The sequence below is a fragment of the Bradyrhizobium ivorense genome (assembly GCF_900696085.1).
Classification (GTDB): Bacteria; Pseudomonadota; Alphaproteobacteria; order Rhizobiales; family Xanthobacteraceae; genus Bradyrhizobium; species Bradyrhizobium ivorense.
On the sequence record NZ_CAADFC020000013.1, the window covers coordinates 285,407 to 298,338 of the forward strand.

At 65.7% G+C, this 12,932-nt stretch carries 10 protein-coding genes; 9 read left to right on the forward strand and 1 reads right to left on the reverse strand.

Translation table 11 applies throughout. The features are described 5' to 3' along the window. Window positions 1–128: 128 nt before the first annotated feature. Window positions 129–1,292, reverse strand: coding sequence for a DUF2652 domain-containing protein (locus CI41S_RS19020; protein WP_139861043.1), 1,164 nt, complete (start codon window positions 1,290–1,292; stop codon window positions 129–131). A gap of 488 nt (window positions 1,293–1,780) precedes the next feature. On the opposite strand from CI41S_RS19020, the gene CI41S_RS19025 reads away from it, so the two are divergent. From CI41S_RS19025 to CI41S_RS19065, 9 genes are all read left to right on the forward strand, one after another. Beyond that, complete coding sequence (locus CI41S_RS19025) at window positions 1,781–1,996, forward strand: hypothetical protein (protein ID WP_139861044.1); 216 nt, start codon at window positions 1,781–1,783, stop codon at window positions 1,994–1,996. A gap of 780 nt (window positions 1,997–2,776) precedes the next feature. After that, the gene (locus tag CI41S_RS19030; protein WP_139861045.1) at window positions 2,777–4,162 is read left to right on the forward strand and encodes an ISNCY family transposase; all 1,386 of its coding nucleotides are present in this window, start codon (window positions 2,777–2,779) and stop codon (window positions 4,160–4,162) included. A 320-nt stretch (window positions 4,163–4,482) separates the two neighbouring features. Further along, on the forward strand, window positions 4,483–5,880 hold the full coding sequence (locus tag CI41S_RS19035; protein WP_139861046.1) for a hypothetical protein: 1,398 nt from the start codon (window positions 4,483–4,485) through the stop codon (window positions 5,878–5,880). Window positions 5,881–6,025: 145 nt separating this feature from the next. Continuing rightward, the gene (gene ccmI / locus CI41S_RS19040; RefSeq protein WP_139861047.1) at window positions 6,026–7,132 is read left to right on the forward strand and encodes a c-type cytochrome biogenesis protein CcmI; all 1,107 of its coding nucleotides are present in this window, start codon (window positions 6,026–6,028) and stop codon (window positions 7,130–7,132) included. Window positions 7,133–7,191: 59 nt separating this feature from the next. Continuing rightward, entirely contained in the window at window positions 7,192–7,686 is a 495-nt protein-coding gene (gene ccmE / locus CI41S_RS19045; RefSeq protein WP_139861048.1) for a cytochrome c maturation protein CcmE, read from the forward strand. Beyond that, on the forward strand, window positions 7,683–9,665 hold the full coding sequence (locus tag CI41S_RS19050; protein ID WP_139861049.1) for a heme lyase CcmF/NrfE family subunit: 1,983 nt from the start codon (window positions 7,683–7,685) through the stop codon (window positions 9,663–9,665). Before ccmE ends, CI41S_RS19050 begins: the two co-directional genes overlap by 4 nt. Then, entirely contained in the window at window positions 9,662–10,171 is a 510-nt protein-coding gene (locus tag CI41S_RS19055; protein WP_139482403.1) for a cytochrome c-type biogenesis protein, read from the forward strand. Before CI41S_RS19050 ends, CI41S_RS19055 begins: the two co-directional genes overlap by 4 nt. A 168-nt stretch (window positions 10,172–10,339) precedes the next feature. Beyond that, window positions 10,340–11,929: a Do family serine endopeptidase gene (locus CI41S_RS19060; protein ID WP_139861050.1), complete on the forward strand. Its 1,590-nt coding sequence runs from the start codon at window positions 10,340–10,342 to the stop codon at window positions 11,927–11,929. Between the two features lie 320 nt (window positions 11,930–12,249). Further along, the gene (locus CI41S_RS19065) at window positions 12,250–12,930 is read left to right on the forward strand and encodes a response regulator transcription factor (protein WP_029878846.1); all 681 of its coding nucleotides are present in this window, start codon (window positions 12,250–12,252) and stop codon (window positions 12,928–12,930) included. Window positions 12,931–12,932 lie beyond the last annotated feature (2 nt).

The following is a 12,932-nucleotide window of genomic DNA, read 5'->3' on the forward strand; positions in this document are numbered from 1 at the left end:
CATGCTCTGGACTAGAGCATGATCCGGAAAAGTGTGAAGCGGTTTTCCGAAAAGATCGTGCTCAAACAAAGAGCTAAAGCGCGATGATGGTTCAACCTGATCTCATCGCGCTTTAGCGTCCGTCGCCTTCAGCGCTGCGCGCCCGATTTGACCGGCTCGGTCAGGAAGCGCCCGGTCGATGGTTGCATCGTCGGCTCTTCCACCGCGGTGCTTGAGGCAAACTGCCTGCCTTCGACCATGGTCCGCAAGCGAGCGATCCCCGCAGTCATCCGCTCGGCGAATTTGGCCGCGGCGCCGTCGACGAAAGCCTTGTCCTTCGGCTTCGGTTTGGCGACCCGCAGTTCCAAATGCGTCGTTCCGTCCGGACCGTCCAGCAGGGCGCGGGTCATCACGATCTTCGGCGCGCCGGGAATCGGCAGCGTGATACCGACCGTATAGTAATCGACCGGGCGCCAATCGAGCGTCTCCTCGATGTTCGTATGGTTGCCGTGCGCACAGTGATTCCTGGTGCCGACGCCGCGCCGCCCCTTGCCCGACTCCTCGGTGATGTCGTCGGCGTCCCACCATTTCCGCCATTGCCCGGGCACCGACAGATACTCCCACACCGTCTCCCGTGGCGCGGCGATATCGAACTCCAACGTGGCGTATGCGTCGCCGCGCGTCACCTCGTTGCGAACTTGCGCGTCTTCCTCGCGCCAGGCCGCGTCGAGATCGCGCGCCCACAGCGTCACGTCGCCGATGACGTCGACGGTTTCGTGATGCGCGATGAGACCTTGCGCCACCGGGTCGGCGCCCATGGCGCGCATCGCCGCCTCGCTGTACAGCACGTAGGCGCGCCCGCCGACCTTCTCGGCGACCGTGTTCTTGAGCAGCCGATGGACCAGAATGACGTCGCGCCCGGCGAGCTCTTCTCTTCCGCCCATCTTCTGCTTCACCATCTCGCCGTGATGGACCACGAATTTGAAATCGAGATCGCCCATCGCGACGCAGGCCTGGCACTCGCACGTCGAGGCCTGGCGAACGCTGCGCAGACGCCGGCGGAACTTGAAATAGGCGCCCTCGATCGCGTCCTGCAGCAGCGAGCCGTCGACGTTCCCGGCAGTGGTGTAGACGAACGCGGCATCGCCCTCGAACTTGGCAAGGCGAAACGGCGGACGCAGCCCTTTCACCACCGTGTCCATGAAATCCGCGATGATGTCCTGCGCATGGTCGAGTTCGACGGCCGCGAGGAAACTCGTGTAACCGGAGATATCGGCAATCGCGAAATACGCCGTTTCAGCCTTCGGAAGCATGGGGACCTCCATCGCAATTGGTTTGCTCAGATCGGGCGGGTGCGCAGCTTGTCACACCGCCATAGGCCCCCAAGCCGGGCGCCATACGATCCCCGGTGCTACTCATGGTAGCGTCCCCTGACTGGGTACGGCAAGTATAGTATCGCCCAGCTTTCGGGTGAGCTGACGCCACAGGCGCGCTCACCTTCCGCTTACGGCGGGAGGTCACCACGCGCAGCCGACGCGATTTCGGAATAATGGAAGAGTACCGCTGAGTTGCCCGACGTGTCAAGCGGCAATGTCGACAGCGGCAATGTCGAACGCCGGCAGCCGCCGCTGGCTCCTTTGCATGGGGTTGTTTTTCGACATCTTGAACACAGCAATCGCACTTCGGAGCAATCGCGCCGGTCCGGTGTTCTCCGTGGGTGAACGGAGTTCCTGAATGACAAGCGCTAGAATCAGAATGCATATTCGCGGCCATGCCGCACTTGGACACTTGTCTGGGAATATTGCGCAGACTGATCGCCAAGGGTGATCCAACCCAGGTCCCGTTGGCAGAGCGCGCCATTGACGAGTATTGGGAAGCGACGTTGCCCGGGGCGCGCAAGAGCGGCTTGCGGGTCATCCAGCAGGACGTGTTTGCTCAATTGAGCGCGGTCATCGGAGACCGGCGCACCTTCGCTGAAGCGGTCAACTCCTATATCGAGAAGAAGCTCAGGGAGTAGGGACGCCGAGGGGCGCCCGCTACGGTAGTGTCGCTTGTGGCCCTGATCGCCGGCGTGGCGCGCACGCAACTGCATCAATGGAAAAGGAAACGGCCCCAGCACCCTTGGAGGTCGATGCTGAAGCCGTTCGCCACGCCGCCGAATTAGAAAGGGGCCGCGTCGCGGCAACGGCCCCTGACCGAGGAAAATTCTCGAAAAACGTTTGCGGGATGAAATCCTAGCCCCCGGCAAGGATTTATTTACACTTTTCCACAGTATTTGAGGATTCCGTAAAAGCACGGTGTTCCGCATAGCGGAACCAGCGGGGCGTTCTAATTCCCCTCTGCAAACTTCAATCGATCAGAAGAAAAGCCACTACGCCGGCAGCGATGATGATGAGCGCCAAACCTGCAAGGCCCCACTCGACGCCGTCCATGTGATCGAACTTGAACATGAGACAGGGTCTCGATCGAAAGAACGGCCCCGGTGTTCGGGGCTAGCTGATGCATCGGAGCCGTCCTCACTCGCGCTCCATGCCGAGAGCGCAATGCACGTTACTGCGAAAATGTGGCAACTCCGATGACGATCACGGATTACCCCGCCGCAACCGCTCCGTGGTGATCCGCTTCCGAATGATCGCTAATCGCATGCTGACCGCAGCCTCCGTGCGACCAGCCCCGGGACGCTCGCATATTTCGGAATAATGGAAGAGTACCGCTGAGTTGCCCGACGTGTCAAGTGGCAATGTCGAACGTGTCAGTAGCTCGTGATCTGTCGCCTGTTTGTAGCTCGTGAAGTGTCGTGTTTTTGGTGCCCCGGGACAAAGGGGGCACGATGGGCACGGCATCCATTCACGAGGGGGTACGACGGATGCGGTTTTCAGATTTGCTGGAACGGACGGAGGCGAGGGAACTGACGCAGGAGGGCGCTGCGGAGCTCCTCGGGGTCAGTGTTCGGACCTTCCAACGCTGGGCGGAGCGTTATGAGGCGGAGGGCGATGACGGGCTGGTCGACCGACGCATGGGACGGCGATCGCCACGGCGGGCGCCGGAGGCAGAGCTGGAGCGGATGCTGGGACTGTTCCGCGACAAATACGCGGACTTCACGGTGAAGCACTTCCACGAGCAGTTGCAAAAGCGGCATGACTATGTGCTGGGCTATACGGTGACGAAGCTCGCCCTGCAGGCGGCGGGCCTGGTACGGAAGGCGCCGAAGCGTTCGGCGCACCGTAAGAAGCGCCCACGCCGGCCGCTGCCGGGGATGCTGCTGCACCAGGATGGGTCGCGCCACGTCTGGATCGAGGGTCTGCCGGCGATGGACCTGATCGTGACGATGGACGATGCGACCAGCGAGGTCTACTCGATGCTGCTGGTCGAGGAAGAAGGCACGGCCTCGACGTTCCTGGCCCTGGGCGAGGTGATTGGCGAGCGTGGCTTGTTCTGTGCGCTCTACACCGATCGCGGCAGCCATTATTTCCTTACCCCGAAGGCTGGCGAGAAGGTCTCGAAGACGCAACAAACCCAGGTGGGACGGGCTTTGTCGCATCTTGGGATCGAGCATATCGCAGCCTATTCGCCGCAGGCGCGGGGGCGCTCCGAGCGGCTGTTTGGCACGCTGCAGGACCGCCTGCCAAAGGAGCTGCGGCTCGCCGGGATCAAGACGGTCGAAGCCGCCAATGCGTGGTTGAAGGCGCATTACATCGCCGAACACAACGCCGCATTTGCGATCAAGGCCGAACAGCAAAGCACCGCCTTCGTTGCCGACCGCCACGAGGCCTGGCGCGAGGCGCTGTGCGTGATCGAGGAGCGAACCGTCGCCAACGACAATACCGTCGCATGGAAAGGTCGCCGGCTGCAGTTGCCGGAGAGCCGGCTGAGGCCTCACTTCGTCAGGGCCCTGGTGCGGGTGCATGAGTATCCCGATGGCACCGTCAGCGTGTTCCTCGGCCCGCATCGATTGGCGAGGTTTAGCGCCAACGGACAGCAGATCAGCCCCGACGCATCTCAGCCTGGCAGCGTGCTCGGAGCCGTCAAGGACAAGCCCTGGCGGGCGCGCAAGCGCGCGTCCTTGACCGCTCCTGCGCGCGCCGCCGTCGAGAAAGCGCGGGTCGGGACGGAGAAACGGGCTTCAAATCGAACAAAGAAACCCGCCCGCAGGGCTGACCAGACCGCTCCATCCATGGCATGACAAACCCGGCGCTCCCGTCCACGCCTTCCGGGGGCGCCCAAAACTCCAAAACGAAGGCGACAGATCACGAGCTACAAAAACACGACATCTTCACCCGCTACGGACAGTGGCCTGGTCGAGCACTGGCCTGGTCGAGCACCGGCCGCCGCCGGCTACTTTGCATGGGGTTGTTTTCGCCATATTGGCAGCGCGCCCCTGCGACGGCCCCGCCGGGGCGGTCATTATTCCTAAACGGGTTCTTAACGCGGCCGCCTTTATGATGGGCAGTCGGACGCGGGGTACGGCAGTCCGCGGGGCACCAAGCTTTCATCACCGGGCGCATGAGCCAGACATCGACCGAGCGGCTGAGGGACTATCTTGCGCAGCTTCCGCCGCAGTCGCAGGCGCTGCTGATGCGCGAGCTCGAGCGCGCGGTCGAGCGCGGCGAGGACATTTCCGTCGCCAATCTGGTGCTGGAGCAGCTCCGCAAGATCGTCCGCGGCGCCGAGGCGGACGAGGCGATTCCGCCGCGCACCGACGACCCGGCGCGACTGCTGTTCCGGCCGCTCGAGCCGTTCCTCGCCGAGACCAATTTTCCGACCCGGCCGGGCCAGATCCGGCGCGCCTCGCTGCTGCCGGTCTGGCAGTGGCTGGCCCGCGAGGGCGCTCCTGACGCCGCCCGTGCGTTCGAGGCGGCGCTCGCCGCCGCATCGGATAACGGTCCGATGGAGGCCGCTGCGCGCAAATTCCAGCTCGTGGCTGCGGATGCCATTCTCAAGATCGCAACACCGGTGCAGAGCGACGATCGCCAGCGCGCGCTGGCCCGCGTCGGGCCGCCCAGCGTGGTCGAGGATTTGCTGCCGATCGGCGTCGTTCTGCAGGCGCGCGAGGCGCTGGAGACGCTGGGCAACCGGCTGCCAAGCCAGATCCGGGTGTTTGCCGACGCCCAGATCGCCTCCGCCACCGATGCGCTCAAGGTGCCGTCGCTGCAGACCCCGCAACTGCTGCCGTTTGCGCTGTCCTTGATCGCGCAGCGGCTGGCCGCGCCCTGGCAGATCATCCGCCTCGCCGTCAAGATGGCGGCCTCCGACGACGAGTTGCGGGTTGCGTCCACGCCCTACGGGATCGCCGTCACCATCGCGCTGCACGATTTGTCGTTCGTCGCGGCTTGCCTGCGCACCGACATCCGGCGCGGCCGCTTCGAATATGTCGGCGAGCAGCTCAAGACCTTGCATGACGGCGTCCGCGGCCTGCGCACCGAGCTCGACCTGCGCAACGACTCGACCTGGGGCCGCCAGCTCACCTCGGTCCGCGCCGATACCTCCAACGCGCTGCAGTCGGAGATCGACAGCGTGCCGGGCCGGGTCCGCCGCATCCTGCGCCAGCGCGCCGACAAGGACATCTCCGCCGGCGCCAAGATCGACATGTCCGAGGTCGAGGACGCCGCAGCCTTGATCGATTTCGTCGCGGTGTGCCGCACCTATGCCGGCGAACTCGCCATCAACGAGGTGACGCTGCGGACCTTCTCCGACCTGCAGCACTATGTCGAGCAGTCGACCGAGGGGCTGGTGCAGTCGCTGCGCGGCGGCGACGCGCGGGTGCGTGCCTTCCGGCAGCAGCAGGTCAAGGCCGCGATCCGCTTCTGCGAGGTGCTGTTCGGCCACGACTATGCCTCGCTGATGAACCGGGCGGCCGAGAACGCCCTGACCGGCGAACGGAAGTCCTCCCGCGCCAGCTAGCGAATACCGCCGCAAGATCGCGAAAACCGTGCGATTTCCGGGTTGATCGATCCAGTAATTGTCAATTGCCGCCCTCGCCGCCGGTAGTGTAAAGCGATTCTAAGGCGGCTTGCCGGAAGCCGCCGTTCCATCCGGGAACCGCTTGATGACGCTGTGGTTTGTGTTCGCGCTGATGACGGTCGCGGCGATCTTCGCCGTGTTGTGGCCGCTCAGCCGAAGCGGGCGCACGGACGGCGGCGGCAGCGAGGTCGTGGTCTACCGCGACCAGCTCACCGAAATCGACCGCGACATGGCTGGCGGCATCATTGGCGCCGCCGAGGCGGACGCCGCGCGGATCGAGATCAGCCGCCGGCTGCTGGCGGCCGCCGACCAGAGCGGGCGTGAGGGGCCGCCGAAGGGCAGTCTCGGGCTGCGACGCGCCGCCGCGACGCTGGCGCTGGTCGGATTGCCGGTGATTGCCGCAAGCTTCTATCTCATCCTCGGCTCGCCGCAGCTCGGCGATTTCCCGCTCTCCGAGCGCAGCCGGGTCGCCGACGCCAACCAGCCGCTGACCAATCTGGTGGCGCAGGTCGAGGCGCATCTGGAGAAGAACCCGACCGACGGCCGCGGTTGGACCGTGCTGGCGCCGGTGCTGTCGCGGCTCGGCCGCTACGATGATGCGGTCCGCGCCTATCGCAATGCCATTACCTATGCCGGCGACAGCGCCGACCGCCGCGCCGATCTCGGCGAGGCGCTGCTGGGGACGTCCGGCGGCGTCGTCACTGCGGAAGCCAAGGCGGAGTTCGAGCGCGCGGTGGCGCTCAACGCCGACGACGCCAAGGCCAACTATTTCCTCGGCCTCGCCGCCGAGCAGGACGGCCGCAAGCCCGATGCCGCCGCGATCTGGCAGAAGATGCTGGCGAAGGCACCGGCCGACGCGCCGTGGCGGCCGCTGGTGCAAGCCGCGCTGGTGCGGGTCGGGGGCGTCTCGGCGCCGGCGCTGCCCGACGGCGCGGTGGCCGTGGCCAAGGACATGAGCGAGGCCGATCGCGGCTCGATGATCCAGGGCATGGTCGATCGGCTGGCGACGCGGCTGAAGCAGAACGGCGACGATGTCGAGGGCTGGCTGCGGCTGGTCCGCGCCTACCTCGTGATGGGCGAGCGTGACAAGGCGATCAGCGCGCGCGCCGATGCCCGCCAGGCGGTCGCCAACGATGCGGAGCGGTTGCGTCAGCTCAATGAGGGGCTGAAGACTCTCGGGCTGGATGGATAGCGCATGACGCCGAAACACGTGCAGCGGATTTCGGAGACCATCATGCGCAAGGATGGATTATGACCAGGAAGCAACGGCGTTTGACCCTGATCGGCTGCGCGCTCGCGGTGCTCGCGATCGCTGCGGGCCTGGTGCTGAATGCGCTGCGCGATTCCATCGTGTTCTTCTCGACGCCCTCGATGGTCGCCGAGAAGCATCTCGGTCCCGGCAAACGCTTCCGCCTCGGCGGGCTGGTCGAGCCAGGCTCGCTCAAGCGCGGCGACAATCTGGCGGTGAGTTTTACCGTCGGCGATGGCGGCGCGACGCTGCCGGTCGCCTACAAGGGCATTCTGCCGGACCTGTTCCGCGAAGGGCAGGGCGTCGTCGCCGAGGGCGCGCTCGATGCAGCCGGCGTGTTCCGCGCCGACACGGTGCTGGCCAAGCATGACGAGACCTACATGCCGAAGGACGTCGCCGATGCCCTGAAGAAGCAGGGCCACTGGAAGGACGATTACGGCAAGCCGGGCGAGAAGCCGAGCGCCTCGGCGGCGCCGACCCGGGGAGCGATGCGATGATCGCTGAAAGCGGACATTATGCCCTGGTGCTCGCGCTCGGACTGGCGCTGATCCAGTCGGTGGTGCCGCTGCTCGGCGCGCGCTGGCGCGACGCCGCGCTGATGAATGTCGCGCGCTCGGCGGCACTGGCGCAATTGCTGTTCGTCGCAGCCTCGTTCGCCGCGCTGGTGACGCTGCACGTCACCTCGGATTTCTCCGTCGTCAACGTCTACGAGAATTCGCATTCGCTGAAGCCGCTGATCTACAAGATCACCGGCGTGTGGGGAAACCATGAAGGATCGATGCTGCTGTGGGTGTCGATCCTGGCGCTGTTCGGCGGCCTCGTCGCGGCCTTCGGCAACAATCTGCCGCTGTCGCTGCGCGCGCATGTGCTGGCGGTGCAGGCCTGGGTCGCCAGCGCGTTCTACCTCTTCATCCTGATCACCTCGAATCCGTTCCTGCGCATCGCCAATCCGCCGATCGAGGGCCGCGACCTCAATCCGGTGCTGCAGGACATCGGCCTCGCCGTGCATCCGCCGATGCTCTATCTCGGCTATGTCGGCTTCTCGATCTCGTTCTCCTTTGCAGTCGCCGCGCTGCTCGAAGGGCGGATCGACGCCGCCTGGGCGCGCTGGGTGCGGCCGTGGACGCTGATGGCGTGGATCTTCCTGACGCTCGGCATCGCAATGGGCTCCTACTGGGCCTATTACGAGCTCGGCTGGGGCGGCTGGTGGTTCTGGGATCCGGTCGAAAACGCCTCGCTGATGCCGTGGCTGGCCGGCACCGCGCTGTTGCATTCGGCGCTGGTGATGGAGAAGCGCAACGCGCTCAAGGTCTGGACCGTGCTGCTGTCGATCCTGACCTTCTCGCTGTCGCTGCTCGGCACCTTCCTGGTGCGCTCCGGCGTGCTGACCTCGGTGCACGCCTTCGCCACCGATCCGACGCGCGGCGTGTTCATCCTGCTGATCCTGTTCGTGTTCATCGGCGGCAGCCTGTCGCTCTATGCCTGGCGCGCGCCGGCGCTGAAGCAGGGCGGGCTGTTCGCGCCGATCTCGCGCGAAGGCGCGCTGGTGCTCAACAACCTGCTGCTTACCGTGGCCTGCGCGACCGTGTTCATCGGCACGCTCTATCCGCTGGCGCTCGAGGTTTTGACCGGCGAGAAGATCTCGGTCGGCGCGCCGTTCTTCAACTTCACCTTCGCGCCGCTGTTCGTGCCGCTCTTGATCGCGGTGCCGTTCGGGCCGCTGCTGGCCTGGAAGCGCGGCGACCTGCTCGGCGCGGCGCAGCGGCTGCTGGCGGCCGGCATCGCCGCGCTGGTTGCGATCGCGCTGGTCTGGGCGTGGACCTATGGCGGCGCGACATTGGCGCCGCTCGCGATCGGGCTTGCGGTGTTCGTGATCATGGGCGCGCTGTGCGATCTCGCCGAGCGCGTCGGGCTGTTCCGGATCCCGCTGTCGATCTCGCTGCGCCGGGCGCGCGGCCTGCCGCGTGCGACCTGGGGCACGATCTTCGCCCATGCCGGGCTTGGTGTCGCCCTGATCGGGATCGTCTGCGAGACCACCTGGAACAGCGAATATATCGGCGCGATGAAGCCCAATGACGTCGCCAAGGTTGCCGGCTACGAGCTGCGGCTCGACGGCCTGACGCCGCGGCAGGGGCCGAATTTCCGCGAGATGCTCGCCCAGTTCACCGTCAGGCGCGATGGACAAGATGTCAGCGTGATGACGCCGTCGAAGCGCAATTTCACCACCCGCGGGGCCTCGACGACCGAGGCCGCGCTGCTGACCTGCGGCGCGAGCCAGCTCTATATCTCGCTGGGCGACACCTCCGCCGACGGCGCGATCGCGGTGCGGATCTATCACAAGCCGCTGGTGTTGATGATCTGGTGGGGACCGGTGCTGATGGCCTTTGGCGGCCTGCTGTCGCTGTCGGACCGCCGCTTGCGGGTCGGTGCGCCGAAGCCCGCCAAGGCGGCGCGTGCCTTGCAGGCTGCCGAATGATGTGGTCGCGCACCCTCGCTGCCGGCATGCTTGCCATGACCTTCGCGCTCGGCGCGATGCCGGCGCGTGCCGTGCTGCCCGACGAGATCATGACGGACCCGGCGAAGGAGGCGCGGGCCCGCGAGCTCTCCAGGGAGCTGCGCTGCATGGTCTGCCAGAACCAATCGATCGACGATTCGGAGGCGCCGCTGGCGCGCGACCTCCGTCTGTTGGTGCGCGAGCGGCTTGCCGCCGGCGACAGCGACCGCCAGGTGATCGATTTCCTGGTCGCCCGCTACGGCGAATTCGTGCTGCTCAAGCCGCGGGTCAACGAGCACACCCTGCTGCTCTGGCTGACCCCGCCATTCGCGCTTTTGGCGGGCGGTTTTGCGCTGTGGCATTTCAGCCGGCGCCGGCCAAACAAGACCAATGGCGACGCCTCCGCTGACCCGGCGCTGACGGCCGACGAAAAGGCCCGGCTGGAACGGCTTCTGGCCGCGCAATCCGCGCCGGACAAGCCGATTTAGTTCCCCCGTAAGCCATTCATTTGCCTGCGCTATTCTGCCGCATCGGCGCGCAGCTTGATTACCAAAGTTTAATTCCGCAGCCAGCGCGCTGTAAGGCTGATGACCCCATGTTCAGGCCCATCAGGTCCTGCCCCAAACAAACTGATTCTGGCCTTGGAGATTTCAAGAATGACCGACCGTCCCGACCTCTCGTCCCTTCCATCCTACAAGGCGCCGAAGCGCTCGCTGTTCTCTGCCCGCAAACTCGCGCTGATGGCGACGGTCGTCGCCGGCCTCGGTGCCGCCACTTATGGTTTCAGCCCCTCGCACAATCCCGCTGATCTGTTCACGACCCCGGCGCACGCCCAGGTCAACAACGAGGTCCGCAAGGTTCAGCAGCCGGTCGGCTTCGCCGACATCGTCGAGCGCGTGAAGCCGTCGGTGATCTCGGTCAAGGTCAACATCAACGAGAAACTTTCCAAGGACGACAGCGGCAACAGCGAGGACTCGCCGTTCCAGCCGGGTTCGCCGATGGAGCGCTTCTTCCGCCGCTTCGGCGGTCCGGACGGATTGCCCCCGGGTCTGCGCGGCGGACCGCGTGGCGGCGGCCGTGCGATCACCGGCCAGGGCTCCGGCTTCTTCATCTCGGCCGACGGCTATGCCGTGACCAACAACCACGTCGTCGACGGCGCCGACAAGGTCGAAGTCACGACCGATGACGGCAAGACCTACACGGCCAAGGTGATCGGCACCGATCCGCGCACCGACCTCGCGCTGATCAAGGTCGAGGGCGGTTCCAACTTCCAGTTCGCAAAACTCTCCGACAGCAAGCCGCGGATCGGCGACTGGGTGCTGGCGGTCGGCAATCCCTTCGGTCTCGGCGGCACCGTGACCGCAGGCATCGTGTCCGCCTCCGGCCGCGACATCGGCAACGGCCCGTATGACGACTTCATCCAGATCGACGCGCCCGTGAACAAGGGCAACTCGGGTGGTCCGGCGTTCGACGTGTCGGGCGAGGTGATGGGCGTCAACACCGCGATCTACTCGCCGTCCGGCGGCAGCGTCGGCATCGCGTTCTCGATCCCCGCTCAGACCGTGAAGAGCGTCGTCGCCCAGCTCAAGGACAAGGGCACGGTCAGCCGCGGCTGGATCGGCGTCCAGATTCAGCCTGTCACCTCCGACATCGCCGACAGCCTCGGCATGAAGAAGGCGGAAGGCGCGCTGGTTGCCGAACCGCAGGCCAACGGCCCCGCGGCCAAGGCCGGCATCGAGTCCGGTGACGTCATCACCGCCGTCAACGGCGAGCCGGTGAAGGATGCGCGCGAGCTCGCCCGCACCATCGGCGGCCTGCCTCCCGGCAATTCGGTGAAGCTCAACGTGCTGCACAAGGGTCAGGACAAGACCGTCAACCTCACGCTCGGCCAGCTGCCGAACAATCTCGAGGCCAAGGCCGACACCGACAACAGCGACAAGGGCAGCCCGAACCGCGGCACCGACGTGCCGAAGCTCGGCCTGACGGTGGCTCCCGCCAACAGCGTGGCCGGCGCTGGCAAGGAAGGCGTGGTCGTGACCGAAGTCGATCCCAAGAGTGCTGCCGCCGAGCGGGGCTTCAAGGAAGGCGACGTGATCCTGGAAGTGGGCGGCAAGACCGTCGGCACCGCCGGCGAGGTCCGCGATGCCATCACCTCGGCCCGCAGCGACAACAAGAACAGCGTTCTCATGCGCGTGAAGAGCGGCGGTTCGTCGCGCTTCGTGGCAGTGCCTTTGGCCAAGGGATAACTATCTATGAGTAGGGAAGTGTCGCCGGCATCAGTCGCCCCCGCCGACGGCGCTTTCCGGGGGGCGGGCCCTTTGCTCGCTCCCACAGGTCCTTTCGATGGAACATGCCCCCCTCTGTCGGAAGGTCTAAGGGCGGTGAGGTCCCCCAGCCTCGCCGCCCGCTTTTTTCCCCGCCGCCTGATCCCGAATAGCGGAAGCCGGTTTTCCGGCCGGATCGCGCGTCAGCAATTATTTGCGACGATGCGCGGTCGGCTTGCATGTGCAGGCCGGCCGCGCCATGCTGAGAAAGGCCAATTCCCGTGACCGCAACCGCTCCGCAAATGCGCATCCTGATCATCGAAGACGACCGCGAGTCCGCCGACTATCTGGTCAAGGCATTCCGCGAAGTCGGCTACATCGCCGATCTTGCGTCGGATGGCGAGGAGGGGCTGTCGATGGCCGAGACCGGCGATTACGACGTGCTGGTTGTCGACCGCATGCTGCCGAAGCGGGACGGCCTGTCGCTGATCGGATCGCTGCGCGACAAGGGCAACCGCACCCCGGTGCTGATCCTCTCGGCGCTCGGCCAGGTCGACGACCGCATCAAGGGCCTGCGCGCCGGCGGCGACGACTATCTGCCAAAGCCCTATTCCTTCGCCGAGCTGCTCGCCCGCGTCGAGGTGCTGTCGCGGCGCAATGTCGGGCCGGCCGAGGAGACCACCTACAAGGTCGGCGATCTCGAGCTCGACCGTCTGTCGCATCGCGTCGCCCGCGGCAAGGATGAGCTGACCCTGCAGCCGCGCGAGTTCCGCCTGCTCGAATATCTGATGAAGCACGCCGGGCAGGTGGTGACGCGCACGATGCTGCTGGAGAACGTCTGGGACTATCATTTCGATCCGCAGACCAACGTGATCGACGTGCACATTTCGCGGCTGCGCTCCAAGATCGACAAGGGTTTTGAGCGGCCGCTGCTGCACACGATCCGCGGCGCGGGCTACATGATCCGCGACGGCATCAGGTAGAT

Coding starts and splice junctions, on each gene's coding strand:
- CI41S_RS19055 (WP_139482403.1), top strand. CDS start 9,662: ATGATGTGGTCGCGCACCCTCGCTGCCGGCATGCTTGCCATGACCTTC.
- CI41S_RS19020 (WP_139861043.1), bottom strand. CDS start 1,292: ATGCTTCCGAAGGCTGAAACGGCGTATTTCGCGATTGCCGATATCTCC.
- CI41S_RS19035 (WP_139861046.1), top strand. CDS start 4,483: ATGAGCCAGACATCGACCGAGCGGCTGAGGGACTATCTTGCGCAGCTT.
- CI41S_RS19050 (WP_139861049.1), top strand. CDS start 7,683: ATGATCGCTGAAAGCGGACATTATGCCCTGGTGCTCGCGCTCGGACTG.
- ccmI (WP_139861047.1), top strand. CDS start 6,026: ATGACGCTGTGGTTTGTGTTCGCGCTGATGACGGTCGCGGCGATCTTC.
- CI41S_RS19065 (WP_029878846.1), top strand. CDS start 12,250: ATGCGCATCCTGATCATCGAAGACGACCGCGAGTCCGCCGACTATCTG.
- CI41S_RS19060 (WP_139861050.1), top strand. CDS start 10,340: ATGACCGACCGTCCCGACCTCTCGTCCCTTCCATCCTACAAGGCGCCG.
- ccmE (WP_139861048.1), top strand. CDS start 7,192: ATGACCAGGAAGCAACGGCGTTTGACCCTGATCGGCTGCGCGCTCGCG.